This is a genomic window from Pseudaminobacter soli (ex Li et al. 2025), from assembly GCF_003012705.1.
Taxonomy (GTDB): domain Bacteria; phylum Pseudomonadota; class Alphaproteobacteria; order Rhizobiales; family Rhizobiaceae; genus Pseudaminobacter; species Pseudaminobacter soli.
Genome location: NZ_PXYL01000010.1, coordinates 187,411 through 206,495, shown reverse-complemented (window position 1 = coordinate 206,495; position 19,085 = coordinate 187,411). Strand labels below are relative to the sequence as shown.

The following is a 19,085-nucleotide window of genomic DNA, read 5'->3' as shown; positions in this document are numbered from 1 at the left end:
ACCGACGAACAGATCCATGGGCATGGCTCCTTGACCAGTTAAGCTTGAGGAGCCTGCCCGCAGATTGAAATCCTGTCACCCCCGCAGCGGGAGCGCCACGGGAGCCCCAATCATCCGATCTTTTTTAATGGGCGGACAATCTGCTTTCCAGCATTGGCGTCTCGTCGCGGCGCAGGGTCAAGACTTCGACACCAGTCCCGGTGACGGCAACCGTATGCTCGAATTGGGCGGAGAGTTTTCGGTCGTTGGTCACTACCGTCCAGCCGTCGCTCTCGGTCGAGACCCTGCGGGTGCCCTGGTTGACCATCGGCTCGATGGTGAAGACCATGCCCTCGCGCAGCTTCAAGCCCGTTCCTGGCCGTCCGAAATTGAGCACCTGCGGTTCCTCGTGCATCTCGCGGCCGATGCCATGCCCACAATATTCCCGCACAATCGAATAGCCGTTCCGTTTGGCATGGCGTTCGATCGCGTAGCCGATGTCGCCCAGATGGGCTCCGGGCCGGACCTGCCTGATGCCTTTCCACATCGCCTCCTGGGCGACCCGCACGAGCCGCCTCGCGGCGCTCGGGGCATTGCCGACCAGGTAGGTCTTGCTCGAATCGGCGATGAAGCCGTTTTTTTCGAGCGTAATGTCGAAGTTGACGATGTCGCCGTCACGGATGATCTCGTCCGGGCCGGGCACGCCGTGGCAAACGACATGATTGATCGAGCAGTTCAGGACATATTTGAAGCCATATTGCCCCTTGCTGGCCGGACGGGCGGCGAGGTCCCTGGTGATGAAGCGGTCGACCAGATCGTTGACCTGCAGCGTCGACATGCCGGCGAGGTCCTGCCCGTCCAGCATCTCGAAGACGGACGCCAGCAGCTTGCCCGATACGCGCATCAGCGCCAGTTCATCCCGGGTCTTGACCATGTCAGGCGTCCGCCAAATCCGCGACACGCACATGCGCCGCCGCGAACTGCATCTTCACGATATCGTTGAAGGACAGGGTTGGATTGGCTTCAGCCAGCATGCCGATCTTCATCCAGAACTCGGCTTGCGCATTTATGGACCGGCACATCACGGTGCTGGCCCGACGGGCTTCCTCATGCAGATCCTCGTCGATTTTCACGATGCCCATGAACGTCTCTCAAAGCTAAAAAACATACGAACCATATATGTTTCGTATGTCGTCCGGTCAATCGGATGCTGGAAAGACGCAGTGGACATGCGTTTGCGGAGATAGAGAGACCGCATCGCCACGGTCTCTCCCATGTCCATTCAGAACCCAATCGGCAGTTGCGGCTAGCTCTTCTGAACCGCGCTTGCGGCCTTGCGGATCACGTCAAGGACGAAACCGGGCTTGGAAAGCATCGGAACATGGCTGCTCTCGGCTTCGAACGTGGTGGCTCCCATTCGCTTCGCTGCCGAGCGTTCCAGATCGGGATGGACGGTATGGTCGTTGGCGGCCACGATGAACCAGCTCGGCTTTGTCTTCCATGCCGTGCCTTCGGCCTTCTGGTTGAACAGGTCCGGCACTGGCACGCCCTGCGTCGCATAGACGAGCTTCTGCTCCGCCTCAGGCAGGTCGCCCGCGAAATAAGTGACCCCGCTGGGCTTTAGCCAAATGCGTCCGTCTGTCACCTCGATATGCGCGAACACATCGGTCGTCGGGAATTTTGCCTGCTGGCTCTGCGAGGTCTCGTCGTCGTCCGGGGCCAGGGCAGCGATATAGACGAGCCCGGCAACGCGCGGATCAGTCCCGGCATGCGTGATGAGCGTGCCGCCATAGGAGTGCCCGACCAGGATTACCGGGCTGCTGACCCGGCCCAGGCAAGCCTTCACGGCGGCGACGTCGGTCGCGAGCGAGTCGAGGCCATGCTGGGATGCCATCACTTCGTGGCCCTCTGCCTGCAACGTTGGGATCAATTTGCTGAAGCAAGAGCCGTCGGCCCACAAGCCATGCGCGAAAACGATACTTGGTTTGGCCATTGTCGTCTCCTTTGATTGGTGTGAACTGCTTCTGACGTCATGATGTGCGACCTGTCAGGCTTCTCGAGGCCAATTCAGATGTTCAGTTAGGAAGGCTCTGCAACGAGGGGCGTCATTCGACTGTGTCGAGACTGCCGCCGTTCCAGCGAATTCTCCCAAACGTAGGATGGGCTGGCCGGTTCCAACGGAACGCGTTCAATGCTCCCCGGTGCAGCCTAGAATGGCCGCTTCGGAGAACCATCTTCGATGTTGGCAACTGAGCAGAGGTTGGGTCCGACGAGCGGTGCGAATTTTAACCCGTAAGCCCCGGCTTACCCGCCTCGACGGGGTTGCGGCGCACGTAGTCGGCCTTGAGGTCCTCGGAGGTCTTGCGCGATCCGTCGTGGCTCCAGCCAGGCGGCTGGAACAGATAGCCGACACGCTGGCGAATCGTCAGTCCCGGCGCGAAGGCGTCGCGGAACATGCCGATCCACTCGTGGAAGGCGACCTTCAGCGGATTGAAGGTGCCGATGTTCCTGACAATGCCATAGCGCGGCTGGTCCTCGGGCACTTCCTCCACGAAGGTGCCGAACATGCGGTCCCAGATGATTAGCGTGCCCGCATAGTTCGCATCGAGATAACGCGCATTGGTGGCGTGGTGTACCCGGTGATGCGAGGGGGTGTTGAAGATGAACTCGAACCAACCCCACATCCGGCCGATCGTCTCGGTGTGGATCCAGAACTGCCAGACCAGGTTGAAGCCGTAGACGAAAGCGATCACCGCGGGGTGGAAGCCGAGCAGCACCAGGGGCGCCTGCAGCACGAACATGCCGGTGAACAGCCCCGTCCAGCTCTGACGCAGCGCGGTGGAGAGATTGTAGTGCTGGCTCGAATGATGGTTCACGTGCTCGGCCCACACCCAGCGCACGCGGTGGGCGATACGGTGGTACCAGTAGTAGCGCAGATCATCGAGCAGGAAGGCCGCGACGAAAACCCAAGGCGACAGGCCAAGGTCGAAGAAGCGGAACTGCCACACCCACAGCAACGCAGCGTAGGAGACGAAGCCGAGCAACAGGCCGGCAACGACATTTCCGGTGCCCATCATCAGGCTCGTCAGCGTGTCGCGCGTTTCGAACGAACCCTTGGCCCGCCCTGTGCGGACGAGCCAAAGTTCGATCAGGATCGCCAGGACAAAGAAGGGAATGGCGAGTTGCGTTACTTGCGGAAAATCATAGCTTTCCATTTTTACGCCCCTCCCCGGAAAATGCGCCGCCGCCAAGCGCCTGGAGCACCGCGCCGGCATCATGGCTTGCGCCGAACGCAAACTGGCCCCCGCCCCAGGTGAAATCCTTGAAGCGGATCGACAGCATGGCGGGCCGTCCGAACTCTATCGAAGCGATGTCTGGCGGCGTGACGATGCGCGTGAGGAACCGGTCGCCGATGGCCCGGACAATGCCCGTTCGATCGCCATCTAGGACCAGAAATGCCGTTCGCCGATCCTCGGTCAGTCGAACCGTGAAAATCGTTTCGTCCGGAAAATCCTCGGCGAAGCGGCGGATGGCATCATCCTCGGCGGCAAGCGTCGCCTGCTTGCTGCCGCCGGTGAAATGTACGGCGGCAACGCACAGAGCTATCCCGACCACCACAATGGCGACAAGGACCGGCAGGCTCATGAGCCGAATTTCCCCTCCCAAGGGCCGCGCTCCCCTCACGGAGACGGCAATGCAAGAGGAGTAACATAGTTGACGTTTACGTCAAATGTGATTCGACTTCCAACCGCGCGCCGCGTGGCGAAACAAGATCGCGTGCCGGCGCCAGGCGGCGATTTCAGCTGGAACGGTTGCAGCCTCCCTTCCCATCTTGCGCAACCGTGCGAGATAGGCCCCCGTCAGAGCCACGGGCAAGAAGGCCGGACGCAGGCTGGCAGGCAGTTCCCGCGCGCCGCGTTCGAAGGCGGCAAGATGCTCGGCGGCAAGCGCGATCATAGCAGCCAGCGCCCCGGACATCCCTGCCCCGCCGTCGCCCGAGACAAACTCTTCCGGCGACGAGCCCACTGCGGAAAGAATGTCCCTCGGCACGAAGCATTGGCCGCGTGCGCGGTGGTGTGGCAGCAGGCGCAGAAGACCAGTCATGGCCTGAGCACAGCCGGCGTGTCCGGCAAGGTTTGCAAAGCTCGGCGCCGCCTCCGGCTCGAGGATCATTGCGGCCAACTGAATGATGGCCCCCGCCGTCTCGCCGCAATAGCCTTCGAGGTCATTTCGCGACGGCATGGGGTCGTCATAGAGATCGAAAATCCGCGCATCGAGATAGTTCTGTAGCGCCTCTACCGGCAAGCCGTAGGTGTCGATCGCCCCAATCAGCGCTTCCGCCACCGGATGGCCGGCGGCAGCCTGCATGTTGCCGGCGGCAAGAACGTCTCGCCACCATTGCAGGCGCACCTCGCCCGGCAACGCCTCGCGGATGCGGTCGCGTACCCCGGCGATCTCCGCGTTGAAGGCGTAGAGCGCAAACAAAGCCGGCCGCTTGTCTTCCGGCGCATAAAGCGCACTGAGATAGCGGTCGCGGTCGGCGGTCCGCACCGCCTCCATCACGATCTTGGTGTGTTCTTCCATGTCAATCGACGGCAATCAATGCGGCGGCAACCGCCCGGTCTTCGGCCAAAAGCACGTTGTAGGTGCGCACTGCAGCGCCGGTCGACATCGGGTCGGCCGAGATGTGGACCTCGCGAAGTGCTGTGCGCAGGGCAGCTGGCAGCGGACGCAGATCGGTGCCCGTGCCGACGAGCAGGATCTGGATTTCCGCCGCCTCAGCCAGAACGCGCGCGAAATCATCTACCGAAAGCGCTGGCGGGCTCGCCGGCTCCCAGCCATAGATTCCCGACGGCAGGCACAAGAGCGAGCCGCGGTGCGACATGTCGGCGAAGCGGAATCCACCATTGCCATAGGCCTCGATCGGAGCCCGACCGGGGAAATGCGCTTCTCGGATAACAATGCCTGCCATGAATCAAAGCTTTGCGGGTTGCGCGACCGTCGAGGCCCGAGCCGTGTCGTCATTATCGAACATATCGGGTCGCAGCTTGAACAAAATCAACAGCGGGCCAGCCACAAAGATCGACGAATAGGTGCCGAAGAGCACACCGAAGATCATGGCGAAGGTGAAGGAACTGATGACCTCGCCGCCGAAGATATAGAGCGCGCCCAGCGCCAGAAGCGTCGTCACGCCGGTCAGCACGGTGCGCGAAAGGGTCTGGTTGAGCGAAAGATCGATCAGCTCGCGCATCGGCATCTTGCGGTGCTTGCGCAGGTTCTCGCGAATGCGGTCGTAGACCACGATCGTGTCGTTGATCGAATAGCCGACGGTTACGAGAATTGCCGCGATGCTCGCGAGATTGAACTCGATACCCGCCACGACAAATAGGCCCGCCATCGCGATCACGTCGTGCAGCGTCGAAACCACTGCACCCAGGGCGAAGTGCCACTCGAAGCGAAACCAGATGTAGACCAGCATCGCCGCCAGCGCCGCCAACACCGCCCAGGTTCCAGCCTTGGCGAGTTCGTTGGAAACTGTCGGCCCGACGACCTCCACGCGGCGGAAATCATAGTCGTCTTCGAGTTCCATGCGGGCCTTCTCGACCGCGGACTGCTCGGCATTGTCGCCGCCGCCCTGCGAGGCGAGCTTGATCAGGAGATCCCGCTTGGAGCCGAATTCCTGGACCTGGACCTCGCCGACATTGAGTTCGCTCAGCCGGGCACGCACATCGGCCGGATCGGCTTCCGCGTCCTTGGCCTTTATCTCGATCAGCGAGCCGCCGACGAAGTCGACGCCGTAGTTCAGGTCCTTGGTCATGAACATGACGGCTGCCCCGACCGACACGACGGCAGACAGGGCGAAGGCATATTTACGCATATTCATGAACGGCACCGCCGAGCGCTCCGGCACCAGCCGGATCAAGCCGCGGGAAATCTCCCTCGGCTTTGCTGCACGCAACCAGGCCGACACGAGCCAACGCGTCAGCGTGAAGGCGGTGAAGATGGTCGTGACGATGCCAATGGCAACGGTAACCGCAAAGCCGCGCACCGGGCCGGAGCCAAGGAAGAACAGAATGAGCACGGCGATGAACGTCGTGACATTGGCATCGATGACGGCAGCCGCAGCGCGCGAGAATCCGGCGTCGAGCGCCTGCACGAGCGACTTGCCCTCACGGCGCTCTTCCCTGACGCGCTCATAGATGAGCACGTTTGAGTCCACGGCCATACCGATGGTCAGGATGATACCGGCGATGCCGGGCATGGTCAGCGTGGCGCCAAACGCCGAAAGAATGGCGATGATGAGCACGACATTCGCCGCGAGCGCCAGATCGGCAATGATGCCGAGGCTGCCATAGGCCGCAATCATGAATGCCAGGACCAGAATGCCGCCGATCACGGCGGCAAACTCGCCAGCTGCGATGGAGTCGGCTCCCAGGCTCGGCCCGACCGAGCGCTCCTCGACTATGGTCAGGTTTGCCGGCAGCGCGCCAGCGCGCAGCAGCATTGCGAGATCGCTGGCGCTTTGCTCCGTGAAATTTCCGGCAATGTTTCCGGTGCCGGTCAGGATCGGCTCGCGGATTTGCGGCGTCGAAAGCACCTGATTGTCGAGAACGATGGCAAACAGGCGCCCGACATTTTCCTTGGTAGCCTTGCCGAAGCTCTCAGCCCCCGCCTGATCGAGCGTGAAGGAGACGGTCGGCTCCTTCGTCTGCTCGTTGATAGTCGCCTTGGCATCGACCAGGTTCTGGCCGGAGACGATGACACGGTCTTCGATCAGGTAAGGAACCGGCGGATCATCGTAGGAATAGACGACAGACGAACCCAATGGCGGGTGGCCTGCCACAGCTTGTTGCACCGGAGCGCTCTGGTCGACCATCCGGAAGCTGAGTTTGGCGGTCTGACCGAGGATATCCTTCAGGCGCTGCGGGTCCTGCAGGCCTGGAACCTGCACCGAAACGCGGTCCTTGCCCTGGCGCTGGATAATCGGCCCCGCCGTGCCGAACTCTTCGATGCGCCGCCCAATGACCTCGACCGAACGTTCCTGAGCAAGTCTCATGCGGTAGTCGAGACCCGCGTCGGTGAGCGTATAGCGCAGCAGGCCCGGTTCGGGCTCGCCAAGGCTCATTTCCGTCACGGACTTGAAGCCGAACAGGCCCGTCTGCACGGGCTGGGTGAGAGAGGCTAGAGATTCCTTGGCCCTGTCGACCTCGTTGGCCTCGCGAATGCGAAGCTCGACCACCCTGCCGCTCGTGGAAAGGCCGGTATAGCCGATCCCGGCATCGCGAAGGGCGGTGCGGATCTGGTCGCGTGCGGCGGCCAGTGTCTCATTGACCAGATCGTCGCGATCGATCGCAAGGACGACATGCGAGCCGCCCTGAAGATCGAGACCGAGCGTCAGCGCCCGCTTGGGCAGCCAGTCCGGCAGGGCATCGAGCGTCGAGCGCGAAAACAGATTTGGGGCTGCAAACAGCAGCCCCAACGCAATGACGAACCAAATCGAAAGAGTTTTCCAGCGCGAGAAATATAGCATCGTGTCCCGTCGGTTCAGGCGGCCTGCGAAAAACCCGCGCCGGAAGGCGCGCTACTTCTTCGCGTTCTGGTTGGCGACCGGTTCACCTTTAACACGAACATCTGCGATCGTGGAACGGAGCGCAGTCACCTTGAGGCCGTTGCCGAGATCGACTTCGAGTTCGTTGTCGTCGACCACCTTGGTAACCTTGCCGATGAGCCCGCCGCCGGTGACGACCGTGTCGCCCCGACGAATCGCAGCAAGCAATTCACCGCGCTTCTTGAGCTGCTGGCGCTGCGGACGGATGATCAGGAAGTACATGATGACGAAGATCAGGACAAACGGCAGAACGCTGATCAACATGTCGGGGCTGGCGCCGGTAGTGCCTTGGGCGTATGCCGGTGTCACGAACATCATAAACTCCTGAAAATAGTGGGAGAGCTCGCCGCGAGCCCCTTTGCGAAAGTTGCGCGGAATATAGTGGTTGGAGCTACCTTTGCAACCGCGCAGGCAGTCCGGACAACCGCTTTCCCAGGCTCAGTGCGCATGTTACAGCCTTCGGGGCCATGTGGTTAGATTGAATCAGCGACCAGCGCTGGTTTTCAGCAGGTTCCTGCACTGAAACGGGCAAGTTCATCTGCACGAGCGGCTGCGGATTCGTGCGCTAACTATCTTGTTACGAGCGCGGCTGATTCAATCTAACCACATGTCGCTCCGAACAAGTGTTCATCTGATTGCGGAACGCGGAAATGACTGAAAATACCCTCGAAGTTCTGACCCAGAAACTCGACCGCCTGATCGAGGCCGTCGGCCGGCTGGCTCCAGATCCTGTGCCCCAATCGAATCTCAACGCGGCCGATTGTTTCGTCTGGGCCGCCAATCCCGGCTTTCTGGAGCCTGTCCATCGCGTCAATCGCGTCGATATCGGCCTGATCCGCGGCGTGGACCGGGTGCGCGACATCCTGGTCGACAACACCGAACGCTTTGCCGCCGGCCTCCCGGCCAACAATGTACTCCTTTGGGGCGCACGCGGCATGGGTAAGTCGTCGCTGGTCAAGTCCACCCATGCCGCGATCAACGCCGCGCGCCAGGACGAGACGCCGCTGAAGCTGATCGAGATCCATCGTGAGGACATCGACACGCTGCCGAAGCTGATGGGGATCCTGAAGACGGCGCCTTTCCGCTTCATCCTGTTCTGCGACGACCTGTCCTTCGACCACGACGATACCTCCTACAAGTCGCTGAAGGCGGCACTGGAAGGCGGTGTCGAGGGGCGGCCGAACAACGTGATCTTCTACGCAACCTCGAACCGGCGGCACCTCCTGCCGCGCGACATGATCGACAACGAGCGTTCGACCGCGATCAACCCCTCCGAGGCAATCGAGGAAAAGGTGTCGCTGTCCGACAGATTCGGCCTGTGGCTCGGCTTCCACAAATGCTCGCAGGACGAATATCTGGATATGATCGACGGCTATGTCCGCTATCACGAGCTTAAGATCGAGCCCGATGCATTGCGCGCGGATGCGCTGGAATGGGCGACGACGCGCGGCGCCCGGTCTGGTCGCGTCGCATGGCAGTTCATCCAGGACCTGGCGGGACGCTTGTGCCAGCCGCTCAAGGACTGATCCGCAACGCCTTCTGCGTCAAACAGAAAACCCGCCCATCGGGCGGGTTTTTTCGATTCTGGATCGCCAAGTCGCCGTGCGTCTTCTCGTCCCTATTCGAGATAGGTGGACGGATTGACCGGGGTGGAGTTCTTGCGCACCTCGAAATGCAGCCTCGGCGAGTCGGTGCTGCCGCTCATGCCCGACAGGGCGAGCTCTTGACCGCGCTTGACCTTTTCGCCGCGGCTCACCTTCAGCTCGCTGGCATGGCCATAGACGGTGACCAGGCCGTTCTCGTGGCGCACCAGAACGGTGTTGCCGAACTCCTTCAGCCCATCGCCAGCGTAGATGACGACGCCGTTCTCGGCAGCCTTGACCGAGGTTCCTTCCGGCACCTGGATGTCGATGCCGTCATTGGCCTTTCCACCACCCTTGCCATAGGCGGAGATGACGCGGCCGCGCACCGGCCAGCGCATCTTGCCGATGCCGGTCGAATCCGGGGCAATCGCGGCAACCTCCTCAGCCTGCTCGATGACCTTGTCGCTCTTCTTCGGCGGCGTGTAGGAAGCCATCTTCGAAGCGTCGTTGTTTTCAGACTTGGCGGGGGCAGAACTCGTCACGACCGGGTCCCGGACCGGCGCGGCAGCCGCCACGGTGGTCGGGGCAGCCGGAGCACCGGCCGCAGGGATGCGCAGCGTCTGGCCGAGACGAACGGTGCCGTCGTTCATGCCGTTGGCAGCCTTCAGGGCCTCGGGGGTGACACCGTTCCTCTTGGCGATCTTGGTGAGCGTATCGCCTTGCTGCACCTTGTAGGTGCCGGCCGCGACCGCTGCCTTGGCATTGTTGTTGGCAGAGCTTGCCGGCTGGGCGCTTTCACCGTGCGGCAGCACGCCAAGAGTGCCTTCCGGAGCCCCGAGACCGGAAACCTTGTTGGTCGACGGATTGCCCTTCGCACCGGCCAAGGGTTTGGCCTCCGCCATCTTCGTATCATGGGCGGGAGCGAGCGGCTTGACGGTTCCGGCAACCGTCTGGTCGACATGGCTCACGACCGGTGCCGGCTGGATCGTATTCGAGGCCACCGGCGCGGGCTGCCCTGGCGAGACCGGAGGCGGAAGCGGCTGGGACGACACCGGCGTCAGCGTGCCGCGCGTCACCGGCATGGTCTCTGCGCTGGCGATCGGAGCCACCTGCGTGTCGCCCGGATAAGGCTGATTCTGCCTGATGATCTGGCGCTGATTTGGCGTCGACGCCGTGAAGATGTCGTCGATACCGCCGCCACCGAATCGCGCAACGCCGGAACTGCAGCCGGCTGCCATGCCGGCGAGCAGGAAAACGGCCGCGCCGCGCACCAAAATGCGTTCGTTCTTGGCTAAAATACTGAACCGCATCGCAATAACCCGCGTAACCACAACCGAAACTGGCCATGATTAAAGCGCGTTAATGTTACTGGTCGGTTAAGACGCCGAAGGCCTGCGGTAACGATTCGTATCGCGACGTTGGGGGACCGCCATCCGGCGGGTCAAATGGCGGCAGCGACGCCCTGGGCGATGGGCTGGAAGCGCACAACGCCGATGTCTTCGCGCTCGAAGCGGCTGCCGAGCTTGTTGAGCTTGGACATGAGTTGCTCGCCCTCGTCGGGTCCGATCGGCGCGACCATGGTGCCGCCGCTGGACAACTGATCCACGAACGGGCGCGGCAGGCTATTGAAGGAGGCCCAGACCACGATACGGTCGAATGGCCCCTCGCCCGGCAGGCCGTTGGAACCGTCCGTCTGGCGCACGAAGGCATTGGTGATGCCAAGCGCTTCGAAGCGCTGCTTGGCCTGCTCGGTCAATGTCTTATAGCGATCGACCGTCACGACGCGCGCCGCAAGCCGAGACATGACCGCCGCCGTGTAGCCGGAGCCGGTTCCGATCTCCAGAACGCGGCTGGTCGGCTCGATGCCAAGAGCGGCGATGACCGACGCCTGCAGATCGGCGCCTTCCATGGTCTCGCCGCACTCAATCGGGATCATGCGATCCGACCATGCAATGTTTTGCCATTGCGAAGGAATGAAGGCCCGTCGCGGCGTCGCCTCGAATGCCGTGATCATGTCTTTCGGGACGATGCCGCGTCCGCGCAATCTCAAGAGAAAAGCAGCGAAACCCTCGCGGTCATCATTGGAAAGATTCATTCCAGCGCCTTCGTCAGCTGATCCCGAATTTCGTAGGCGGTGAGATCAAGCTTCAGCGGCGTAACGGAGACGCGCTTGCTTCTCACCGCATGAAGGTCCGTGCCTTCCTTCAATTCCGGCGCTTCGCGGCCGAAACGCAGCCAGTAGTAAGGGAACCCACGGCCATCGGCGCGCTCGTCCAGCCACAGGCTGTGAACCAGCTTGCCCTGGCTGGTGATCGCAGGACCTTCCACTTCCTCCGGCGGGCAGTTCGGAAAATTCACGTTGAGGAAGACGCCCGCAGGCAGGTCGATCTTCAGAAGCTTGTGCAGCAAAGCCGGCGCCAGGCTTTCCACCGTCTCCCAAGGCACGATGCGGGTCTGCTCCACGACATTGTAGGCCTGGCTCAAGGCGATCGAACGGATGCCTAGCAGCGTTCCTTCCATCGCGCCGGCCACAGTGCCCGAATAGGTCACGTCGTCGGCGAGGTTCGAACCGGAGTTGACGCCGGACAGGATGAGATCCGGCGGCTCGGGCATGACCTTGCGCACGCCCATGATGACGCAATCGGTGGGCGTGCCGCGGACCGCATAGTGCCGGTCGTCGATCTTGCGCAGGCGCAGCGGTTCCGAAATCGAGAGCGAGTGCGCGAAGCCCGACTGGTCGGTTTCCGGCGCAACAACCCAGACGTCGTCCGAGATCGTGCGGGCAATGCGCTCAAGACAAGCAAGGCCCTCGGCATGAATGCCGTCGTCGTTGGTCAGAAGGATACGCATCAGGACCGGTTCGCCTCGATCTTCGTCGCACCGCCCATGTAAGGACGCAGAACTTCAGGAATGGTTACGCTGCCATCCTCGTTCTGGTAATTTTCGAGCACCGCAATCAGCGCGCGGCCGACGGCAGTACCGGAGCCGTTCAGCGTGTGCACGAAGCGGGTCGCCTTCTCTTCCTTCACGCGATAGCGCGCATCCATGCGGCGGGCCTGGAAGTCGCCGCAGACCGAGCAGGACGAGATTTCGCGATAGGTGTTCTGGCCGGGCAGCCAAACCTCGATGTCGTGGGTCTTGCGCGCGCCAAAGCCCATGTCGCCCGTGCATAGAACCACGGTGCGGAACGGCAGCTCAAGACGCTTCAACACCTCTTCCGCGCATTGCGTCATGCGATCATGCTCGGCAATCGAGCTTTCGGCATCGGTGATCGACACCAGCTCGACCTTGTAGAACTGGTGCTGGCGCAGCATGCCGCGCGTGTCGCGTCCGGCCGAACCCGCTTCGGAACGGAAGCACGGCGTCAACGCCGTCATGCGCAGCGGTAGCTTTTCCTGGTTGAGGATTTCCTCGCGCACCAGGTTGGTCAGCGGCACCTCGGCGGTGGGGATTAGCCCGAGCCGGCTATCGCCGTGCGGGGTGAAGAACAGATCTTCCTCGAATTTGGGCAGCTGGTTGGTGCCGAACAGCACCTCATCGCGCACCAGAAGCGGCGGCTGCACTTCGGTGTAGCCGTGCTCGGTGGTGTGCAGGTCGATCATGAACTGGCCGAGCGCGCGCTCGAGCCGCGCAAGCTGGCCCTTGAGGATCGTAAAGCGGCTGCCGGAGAGCTTTGCGGCCCGTTCGAAATCCATCAGGCCGAGCGCTTCGCCGATCTCGAAGTGCTCCTTCACCCAATTCGGGCGCGGCGCGATCTGCCCGACCTTGCGCAGCTCGACATTGTCGTGCTCGTCGGCGCCCACCGGAACGTCGTCCAGCGGCACGTTCGGCACGACCGCCAGCGCATCGTTCAGCGCCTTGTCCAGGTCGCGCTCGCGCGCCTCGCCATTCTGAATGAAGGTCTTGATGTCGGCGACTTCGGTCTTGAGCTGATCGGCCAAGGTGGAATCGCCATTGCGCATGGCGTTGCCGATTTCGCGGGAGGCGGCATTGCGACGCTCCTGCTTGACCTGCAGCTCGCCAAGATGCGCGCGGCGCATCTCGTCCTTAAGCAGCAGATCCTCGACCGTCGCCTGCGCGGCGTCAGACGACTGGCCGCGCTTCACCAACGCATCAACGAGGGCTTTGGGGTTCTCGCGAATCCATTTGATATCAAGCATGACAAGGTCCGTCGCAGTAATGAGTTAGATCACGACCGCGACGGCGGATCGAAAGGCGCTCAGCTTGGGGCGTTACCGTCGCCTGAACCTTGCAGCGAAGCTTTCTCGCTCACTGCTTCGGCGGCTTCCTTTTTCTCACGCGCCACGCGTTCCTGTTCGCGACTCCGTTCGATCATCCGGGCGGTCCAGATGGAAACCTCGTAAAGAAGGATAGTGGGAAGGGCAAGGCCGATCTGGCTCACCGGATCCGGCGGCGTCAGCACAGCAGCAACGACGAAGGCAAGAACGATCGCCCATTTGCGCTTGCTGGCAAGCGCATCGGCCGAAACAAGGCCCACACGCGCCATCAGCGTGGTGACCACTGGAAGCTGGAACACAAGACCGAAGGAGATGATCAGCGTCATGATGAGGCTGAGATATTCCGAAACCTTCGGCAGCAGCGAAATCTGGACCTGACTGTCAGTTCCCGCCTGCTGCATCGTCAAGAAGAACCACATCACCATCGGGGTGAAGAAGAAGTAGACCAGCGATGCGCCCATCAGGAACAGGACGGGCGAAGCGATCAGGAACGGCAGGAATGCGCGACGCTCGTTGCGATAAAGGCCGGGCGCGACGAATTTATAGATCTGCGCGGCAATCAGCGGAAAGGCGATGACGATACCGCCGAACATGGCCAGCTTGATCTGCGTGAAGAAGAACTCCTGCGGCGCGGTATAGATCAGCTCGACCTTGTGCGGGTCGAGCCCGGCCCAGGCCGTCGCCCACTTGAAGGGGACGACCAGCAGGTTGAACAAATGCTTGGCAACGAAGAAGCAGGCGAGGAAGGCCACGAAGAACCCTCCAAGACACCAGATGAGTCGCTTCCGCAGTTCGATCAGATGTTCGATCAGCGGCGCCGATGATTTTTCGATTTCGTCGTCCCGTTCGCTCACTTGGCGCTTCCAGCTGATGTTTTCTTGGTGACGGGCTTAGCCTTTTCGGCGGCTGCCGCACTCTTCGTGGATTTCGGCGCGGCGATCTTGGTCGCGGGCTTTGCCGCAGCCTTGGCCACGGGCTTTGCGGCAGCCTCGGCTGCGGGCTTTGCAGCCGGAGCCTTGGCAACCTTCTTGGTTTCGGCGGCCTTGGAAGAGGCAGGCTTAGTCGCCGACGCTTTGGCAGCTGCCTTGGGCGCCGCCTTTGCCTTGCTTGTCCTTGCAGGCGCAGGCTCCGGCTGGGCCGAAGCTGCCGCGACCTGAACGGGTTCCGGATTTACCGGCGAGGCGGCCGTCGCCTCCGGTCCGGCGACGCCGGGCATTGCCGTGGCGCCCCCTTTCAGGGGTTCCGCTGGCTGTGCCGCATCAGTTGCGGGTGCCGGAGCCGGAGATGACGCCGGCTTGATAGAATCAAGCCCGGAGCGAACGTCGGCAGCCGCCTGCTCGAAGGGGTTGAGCTGCTTTTTGATCTGCTCAGTCGGGTTCAAGCTGCGCAGGTCGTCGATGGACCGCTTGACGTCGTCAAGCTCCGCCTCCTTGAGCGCCTCGTTGAACTGCCTCTGGAAATCGCCGGCCATGGCCCGCAGTTTCGCAGTCGTCTTGCCGAACGTGCGCAGCATGCGCGGCAAGTCCTTGGGCCCGACAACCACGATCATGACGATCGCGATCACGAGCAATTCGCTCCAGCCGATATCAAACATGTTTACCCAACCCGACTAGCGGAAAGCACCTCAGCTCTTGCTGGTCTTTTCCTTCGTCTGGACGGTTTCGTCGGCACGATGCTCCACAGTGCGGGCGTCGACGTTCTTGACGTTCTCGTCGTCATCCTCGTCGGACATGCCCTTCTTGAAGCTCTTGATGCCCTTGGCCATGTCGCCCATCAGCTCCGGTATCTTGCCGCGGCCGAACAGCAGCAGCACGACTACCAGCACGATGAGCCAGTGCCAAATCGAAAAGGAACCCATGGTAACTCTCTCTCGTACGATTTCCTGGGGATTGATCTATGCGTTTTCACGCTGTGTTTCAAACAGAAGTACGTCAGACTTGCGCAAGGAAAGCCAGATGTCACGTGCTTTTGCTGACAATGCGCCGCAGCGTATACGCGCACGCACCGGAACCTCGGCGCCCGGAACGGCAAGTTCGAGCAATTCCACGACACCGAGGAAGCGACGCGACAGAATCCGCGCCTGCACCTCTCCGGCCGTTTCGTTGACGTCAAACCCGGTCAGCCGCACCGCGACGCTGGCCGCCAAACCGTCCTGAATGCCGGGCGCGGCCACCTTGCCGACTGGCGTATCGACGAATTGATCGCGCACGCGCCCTTCGAAGACATTCAGTTCGGAGAAGAAGCCTGCGACGAAAAGATTCGCCGGCCTGAGATAGAGCTCTTCGGCACTTCCGGTCTGCACCAGCTTGCCGCCCTTCAGAAGAGCGATGCGGTCGGCCATGCGCATGGCCTCTTCCGCATCATGGGTGACGACAATGGCCGTCGCACGGCTTTCGCGCAGTATGGCCAGCGTTTCGGCGCGCACATTGTCCTTCAACCGGGAATCAAGGCCCGAAAACGGTTCGTCCATCAGGAGAACGGCAGGTCGGGGCGCAAGCGCTCTCGCCAGCGCCACACGCTGCTGCTCGCCGCCCGACAGGACATGCGGATAGGACCCCGCATAGTGGGCGAGGCCGACGCGCGACAGCGCGATCATCGCCTCGCTACGCGCTTCCTCCGCCGACAGCGCGGTCAGGCCGAAGCGTACATTGTCCAGAATGGTCAGATGCGGAAACAGCGCGAAATCCTGGAAAACCAGCCCGATCGAGCGCTTTTCCGGCGGCAGGAACACATTGGGACCAGCAATTTCGCGCTCGTTGAGCAGCACGCGCCCACTCGTCTGCGCCTCGATGCCGGCGGCGATGCGCAAAAGCGTGGTCTTGCCGGAACCCGAAGGCCCGAGCAGGCACAGTACCTCGCCCGGTTCTGCCGTCAGCGAAACGTCGCGAAGGGTCTCCGCCCCGGTTTCAAAGGAATGGCAGATATTTTCGAAAGCGAGGCGTGCGGCGAATGTAACGCCCGCACTCACACGATTTGCCGTCTGCGCAGTCTCAGTCTTCACGTAAACACAGCCCCTGGCGCGCTTGGCACTGCTCAATCATCCAGCGCACGAGGTGTCAACAGCCCAAGTTCCTCGAGATCGACATCGGTCAACGGATCTTCGTCGTCGGTCAGCAGGTCGAGATCGGACGGCGGCAGAGGGATTGCGAAGTTCGAGGGCATACGCGCCGACAGGAGCCCTGCCCCCTTGAGTTCCTCCATGCCGGGCAGATCGCGGATTTCCTCCAGCGCAAAATGATCGAGGAACTTGTCGGTCGTGCCATAGGTGACGGGCCGGCCGGGCGTGCGTCGCCTGCCGCGCATACGGACCCAATCGGTTTCCAGAAGCGTGTCCAACGTGCCTTTCGAGGTTTCCACGCCGCGGATTTCCTCGATCTCCGCGCGGGTCACCGGCTGGTGGTAGGCGATGATGGCCAGGACCTCCATGGCCGCACGCGACAGCTTCTTCTGCTGCACCGCATCGCGGCTCATCAGGAAGGCAAGGTCACCGGCGGTGCGGAACGCCCAGGAATCGGCGACGCGCACGAGATTGACGCCACGGCTCGAATAGATCTGCTGGAGCTCCAGCATCGTGGCGCGCACGTCCACGCCCTCCGGAAGGCGGGCGGCAAGTGCCCGCTCGCTGACCGGCTCCGCACTCGCAAACACAAGCGCCTCGGCCATGCGTGCGGCCTCGTTGAAGGAGAGGCGCGCGGCGGAACTGCCCTCGCCCGCATCCTCGCCGGCTTCGTCGTCGATCATGAAGGGAATGACGTTTGCGTCGGCGCTGTTTTCGCTCATGACGCACCTTCGGGAAGTTTTTCGGCGGGTGTGCGGCTGCGCAGGTAGAGCGGCGAAAACGCATCCTGCTGCCTGACTTCAAGATGCCCCTCACGCACCAGCTCAAGCGTCGCCGCGAACGAGCTGGCAATTGCCGTCGCCCGCTCTTCCGGCGTCGTGAGATAGGAGATCAGGAACTGGTCGAGCGCGGTCCACTCCTTGAACTCGCCGACCAGGCGGGTGAGGATGTCGCGCGCCTGCTTGAGGGACCACACGCCGCGTTGGGCAATGCGCACATTGGTGATCGCGCGCCTTTGCCGCTGGATCGCGTATGCCGTGAGCAAATCGTAGAGCGAGGCAGAATATTCGTTGCGCTTCTCCACCACCACCAGTTCGGGCATGCCGCGAGCGAAGACATCGCGGCCAAGCCGGTTGCGATTGACCAGCCGGGCAGCAGCGTCACGCATCGCTTCCAGCCGCTTGAGACGGAATTGCAGCACGGCGGCCAGTTCTTCGCCGCTCTCGCCCTCGTCGTCAGCCTGCTTGGGAATGAGAAGCTTGGATTTCAGGAAGGCGAGCCAGGCCGCCATGACGAGATAGTCGGCGGCCAGTTCGAGCCGCACGGCCCGCGCGCTGTCAACGAAGGTCAGATACTGCTCGGCCAGCGCCAGGATCGAGATCCGCGAAAGATCGACCTTCTGGTTGCGCGCGAGGTGCAGGAGCAGGTCGAGCGGACCTTCGAAGCCGGCAATATCGATGAGCAGCGCCGGCTCGCTAACGCCGCGAGACTCGTCGTTGTCCGCCCAAAGGCGGTCCATCGGTGCGGCCTTGGGGGCCCGGCTGTCAGAGGCTTCCGCCAACTTTGTGCCTTCTCCCTGAGGCCGGCGCTCCTATGCTGCGGCCTCGAAATAGGTTGCGAACTCTGCGCGAACCGCCGCCTCGTCGGCTGCGTCACGCTGGTTTATGTATGTCAGGGCGCGTTCGGCGCGCTCCAGCGATTTGCCTTCGAGCGCAGTCGTGCGCGATGCGATGCCCGCCATTTCTTCCATCACGCCATTGCAGTGAAGGACGAGATCGCATCCCGCCGCAAGGATCGAAGCCGCTTTCGAGGGGAAATCCCCAGAAAGTGCCTTCATCGAGGTATCATCGCTGATCAGAAGACCGTCAAAGCCGATCTCGCCACGCACGATATCCTTGATCACCTTGGCCGATGTGGTTGCCGGACCATTCGGGTCGATCGCTGCATAGACCACATGCGCCGTCATCGCGGCCGGCAGATGATTAAGCGCCTTGAACGGGGCGAAATCATGGGCGCGCAATTCCTCGATCGGCGTATGGACGGTCGGCAGCTCCAGATGGCTGTCCGAGAATGCGCGGCCATGGCCGGGAACATGTTTCATTACGGGCAGAACGCCGCCGGCCAGCAGGCCTTCGGCAGCGGCCTTGCCAAGCGCGGTAACGGTCTCCGGGTTCTTGCCATAGGCGCGACTGCCGATGACGTCGCTTGCGCCTTCGATCGGAACGTCGAGCACCGGCAAACAGTCGGCCGTGATGTCCAAGCCCGACAGATCGAAGGCGTGCAGACGCGAAAGCAGCCAAGCCGCTCGCAGCCCCGCCTCCCGATCACGCTTATAGAGCTCGCCAATGGCGGCTCCGGCCGGATAGTTGGGCGCAAGCGGCGGGCGCAGCCGCTGCACGCGTCCGCCCTCCTGGTCGATGAACACCGGCGCATCCGGCCGCCCGACGCTGTCGCGCATTGCGGCCACGAGATCGCGGATCTGCTCCGGCTCGCCGACATTGCGGGCAAACAGGATAAAACCCCAGGGACGCTCATCGCCATAGAAGCGGATTTCGTCCTGGGTGAGCGTTTTCCCGGCGCAGCCGAGAATCATCGATTTTGATTCGGTCATGGTTTCC

21 protein-coding genes are annotated in these 19,085 nt (G+C 62.2%); 1 reads left to right on the top strand and 20 read right to left on the bottom strand.

What is annotated here, in order from left to right; translation table 11 throughout:
• Window positions 1-124 precede the first annotated feature (124 nt).
• The 9 genes from map to yajC form a co-directional block, all read right to left on the bottom strand.
• Window positions 125-913 carry a type I methionyl aminopeptidase gene (gene map, locus C7I85_RS19765; RefSeq protein ID WP_106725726.1) on the bottom strand — a complete coding sequence of 263 codons (789 nt, stop codon included), beginning with the start codon at window positions 911-913 and terminating at the stop codon, window positions 125-127.
• A 1-nt stretch (window position 914) separates the two neighbouring features.
• Window positions 915-1,121: a ParD-like family protein gene (locus C7I85_RS19760; protein ID WP_106725725.1), complete on the bottom strand. Its 207-nt coding sequence runs from the start codon at window positions 1,119-1,121 to the stop codon at window positions 915-917.
• Between the two features lie 164 nt (window positions 1,122-1,285).
• Complete coding sequence (locus C7I85_RS19755) at window positions 1,286-1,972, bottom strand: alpha/beta fold hydrolase (RefSeq protein ID WP_106725724.1); 687 nt, start codon at window positions 1,970-1,972, stop codon at window positions 1,286-1,288.
• 292 nt (window positions 1,973-2,264) lie between these two features.
• The gene (locus C7I85_RS19750; protein ID WP_106725723.1) at window positions 2,265-3,194 is read right to left on the bottom strand and encodes a sterol desaturase family protein; all 930 of its coding nucleotides are present in this window, start codon (window positions 3,192-3,194) and stop codon (window positions 2,265-2,267) included.
• Window positions 3,181-3,624, bottom strand: a complete 444-nt coding sequence (locus C7I85_RS19745) for a hypothetical protein (protein ID WP_106725722.1) — start codon at window positions 3,622-3,624, stop codon at window positions 3,181-3,183. The genes C7I85_RS19750 and C7I85_RS19745 overlap by 14 nt, the downstream gene beginning before the upstream one ends.
• Window positions 3,625-3,705: 81 nt before the next feature.
• The gene (locus tag C7I85_RS19740) at window positions 3,706-4,563 is read right to left on the bottom strand and encodes a phytoene/squalene synthase family protein (RefSeq protein ID WP_106725721.1); all 858 of its coding nucleotides are present in this window, start codon (window positions 4,561-4,563) and stop codon (window positions 3,706-3,708) included.
• A gap of 1 nt (window position 4,564) precedes the next feature.
• Window positions 4,565-4,951 carry an Mth938-like domain-containing protein gene (locus C7I85_RS19735; protein WP_106725720.1) on the bottom strand — a complete coding sequence of 129 codons (387 nt, stop codon included), beginning with the start codon at window positions 4,949-4,951 and terminating at the stop codon, window positions 4,565-4,567.
• Between the two features lie 3 nt (window positions 4,952-4,954).
• The gene (gene secDF, locus C7I85_RS19730; RefSeq protein WP_106725719.1) at window positions 4,955-7,510 is read right to left on the bottom strand and encodes a protein translocase subunit SecDF; all 2,556 of its coding nucleotides are present in this window, start codon (window positions 7,508-7,510) and stop codon (window positions 4,955-4,957) included.
• Between the two features lie 51 nt (window positions 7,511-7,561).
• The gene (gene yajC, locus C7I85_RS19725) at window positions 7,562-7,903 is read right to left on the bottom strand and encodes a preprotein translocase subunit YajC (RefSeq protein WP_106725745.1); all 342 of its coding nucleotides are present in this window, start codon (window positions 7,901-7,903) and stop codon (window positions 7,562-7,564) included.
• Between the two features lie 335 nt (window positions 7,904-8,238).
• On the opposite strand from yajC, the gene C7I85_RS19720 reads away from it, so the two are divergent.
• Window positions 8,239-9,114 (top strand): ATP-binding protein, encoded by an 876-nt coding sequence (locus C7I85_RS19720; protein ID WP_106725718.1) that lies wholly within the window; start codon window positions 8,239-8,241, stop codon window positions 9,112-9,114.
• A gap of 92 nt (window positions 9,115-9,206) precedes the next feature.
• On the opposite strand, the gene C7I85_RS19715 is transcribed toward C7I85_RS19720, so the two are convergent.
• The 11 genes from C7I85_RS19715 to nagZ all read right to left on the bottom strand — a co-directional run bounded on the left by C7I85_RS19715 (window position 9,207) and on the right by nagZ (window position 19,078).
• Window positions 9,207-10,481, bottom strand: a complete 1,275-nt coding sequence (locus C7I85_RS19715) for a M23 family metallopeptidase (protein ID WP_106725717.1) — start codon at window positions 10,479-10,481, stop codon at window positions 9,207-9,209.
• A gap of 131 nt (window positions 10,482-10,612) precedes the next feature.
• Window positions 10,613-11,266 (bottom strand): protein-L-isoaspartate(D-aspartate) O-methyltransferase, encoded by a 654-nt coding sequence (locus tag C7I85_RS19710; protein ID WP_106725716.1) that lies wholly within the window; start codon window positions 11,264-11,266, stop codon window positions 10,613-10,615.
• Window positions 11,263-12,021, bottom strand: coding sequence for a 5'/3'-nucleotidase SurE (gene surE / locus C7I85_RS19705; protein WP_106725715.1), 759 nt, complete (start codon window positions 12,019-12,021; stop codon window positions 11,263-11,265). The genes C7I85_RS19710 and surE overlap by 4 nt, the downstream gene beginning before the upstream one ends.
• A complete protein-coding gene (gene serS, locus C7I85_RS19700) occupies window positions 12,021-13,331 on the bottom strand; it encodes a serine--tRNA ligase (protein ID WP_106725714.1) in 1,311 nt (436 codons plus the stop codon). The genes surE and serS overlap by 1 nt, the downstream gene beginning before the upstream one ends.
• 59 nt (window positions 13,332-13,390) lie before the next feature.
• Entirely contained in the window at window positions 13,391-14,263 is an 873-nt protein-coding gene (tatC, locus tag C7I85_RS19695; protein ID WP_106725713.1) for a twin-arginine translocase subunit TatC, read from the bottom strand.
• Entirely contained in the window at window positions 14,260-15,003 is a 744-nt protein-coding gene (gene tatB, locus C7I85_RS19690) for a Sec-independent protein translocase protein TatB (RefSeq protein ID WP_106725712.1), read from the bottom strand. Before tatB ends, tatC begins: the two co-directional genes overlap by 4 nt.
• Before the next feature lie 30 nt (window positions 15,004-15,033).
• Entirely contained in the window at window positions 15,034-15,267 is a 234-nt protein-coding gene (locus C7I85_RS19685) for a twin-arginine translocase TatA/TatE family subunit (RefSeq protein WP_106725711.1), read from the bottom strand.
• A 36-nt stretch (window positions 15,268-15,303) separates the two neighbouring features.
• Window positions 15,304-16,410: an ABC transporter ATP-binding protein gene (locus C7I85_RS19680; RefSeq protein WP_106725710.1), complete on the bottom strand. Its 1,107-nt coding sequence runs from the start codon at window positions 16,408-16,410 to the stop codon at window positions 15,304-15,306.
• Between the two features lie 32 nt (window positions 16,411-16,442).
• Window positions 16,443-17,189: an SMC-Scp complex subunit ScpB gene (gene scpB / locus C7I85_RS19675; protein ID WP_106725709.1), complete on the bottom strand. Its 747-nt coding sequence runs from the start codon at window positions 17,187-17,189 to the stop codon at window positions 16,443-16,445.
• Window positions 17,186-17,986, bottom strand: coding sequence for a segregation and condensation protein A (locus C7I85_RS19670; protein WP_106725708.1), 801 nt, complete (start codon window positions 17,984-17,986; stop codon window positions 17,186-17,188). The genes scpB and C7I85_RS19670 overlap by 4 nt, the downstream gene beginning before the upstream one ends.
• A gap of 72 nt (window positions 17,987-18,058) precedes the next feature.
• On the bottom strand, window positions 18,059-19,078 hold the full coding sequence (gene nagZ / locus C7I85_RS19665; protein ID WP_106725707.1) for a beta-N-acetylhexosaminidase: 1,020 nt from the start codon (window positions 19,076-19,078) through the stop codon (window positions 18,059-18,061).
• Window positions 19,079-19,085: the final 7 nt, after the last annotated feature.

Bases quoted from the DNA above. Each gene is read 5' to 3' on its own strand.
- C7I85_RS19750 (WP_106725723.1), bottom strand. From the start codon at position 3,194: ATGGAAAGCTATGATTTTCCGCAAGTAACGCAACTCGCCATTCCCTTC.
- C7I85_RS19715 (WP_106725717.1), bottom strand. From the start codon at position 10,481: ATGCGGTTCAGTATTTTAGCCAAGAACGAACGCATTTTGGTGCGCGGC.
- scpB (WP_106725709.1), bottom strand. From the start codon at position 17,189: ATGAGCGAAAACAGCGCCGACGCAAACGTCATTCCCTTCATGATCGAC.
- C7I85_RS19760 (WP_106725725.1), bottom strand. From the start codon at position 1,121: ATGGGCATCGTGAAAATCGACGAGGATCTGCATGAGGAAGCCCGTCGG.
- tatB (WP_106725712.1), bottom strand. From the start codon at position 15,003: ATGTTTGATATCGGCTGGAGCGAATTGCTCGTGATCGCGATCGTCATG.
- C7I85_RS19740 (WP_106725721.1), bottom strand. From the start codon at position 4,563: ATGGAAGAACACACCAAGATCGTGATGGAGGCGGTGCGGACCGCCGAC.
- yajC (WP_106725745.1), bottom strand. From the start codon at position 7,903: ATGTTCGTGACACCGGCATACGCCCAAGGCACTACCGGCGCCAGCCCC.
- C7I85_RS19685 (WP_106725711.1), bottom strand. From the start codon at position 15,267: ATGGGTTCCTTTTCGATTTGGCACTGGCTCATCGTGCTGGTAGTCGTG.
- C7I85_RS19710 (WP_106725716.1), bottom strand. From the start codon at position 11,266: ATGAATCTTTCCAATGATGACCGCGAGGGTTTCGCTGCTTTTCTCTTG.
- surE (WP_106725715.1), bottom strand. From the start codon at position 12,021: ATGCGTATCCTTCTGACCAACGACGACGGCATTCATGCCGAGGGCCTT.
- C7I85_RS19735 (WP_106725720.1), bottom strand. From the start codon at position 4,951: ATGGCAGGCATTGTTATCCGAGAAGCGCATTTCCCCGGTCGGGCTCCG.
- C7I85_RS19670 (WP_106725708.1), bottom strand. From the start codon at position 17,986: ATGGACCGCCTTTGGGCGGACAACGACGAGTCTCGCGGCGTTAGCGAG.
- C7I85_RS19745 (WP_106725722.1), bottom strand. From the start codon at position 3,624: ATGAGCCTGCCGGTCCTTGTCGCCATTGTGGTGGTCGGGATAGCTCTG.
- C7I85_RS19720 (WP_106725718.1), top strand. From the start codon at position 8,239: ATGACTGAAAATACCCTCGAAGTTCTGACCCAGAAACTCGACCGCCTG.
- nagZ (WP_106725707.1), bottom strand. From the start codon at position 19,078: ATGACCGAATCAAAATCGATGATTCTCGGCTGCGCCGGGAAAACGCTC.
- serS (WP_106725714.1), bottom strand. From the start codon at position 13,331: ATGCTTGATATCAAATGGATTCGCGAGAACCCCAAAGCCCTCGTTGAT.
- secDF (WP_106725719.1), bottom strand. From the start codon at position 7,510: ATGCTATATTTCTCGCGCTGGAAAACTCTTTCGATTTGGTTCGTCATT.
- C7I85_RS19755 (WP_106725724.1), bottom strand. From the start codon at position 1,972: ATGGCCAAACCAAGTATCGTTTTCGCGCATGGCTTGTGGGCCGACGGC.
- map (WP_106725726.1), bottom strand. From the start codon at position 913: ATGGTCAAGACCCGGGATGAACTGGCGCTGATGCGCGTATCGGGCAAG.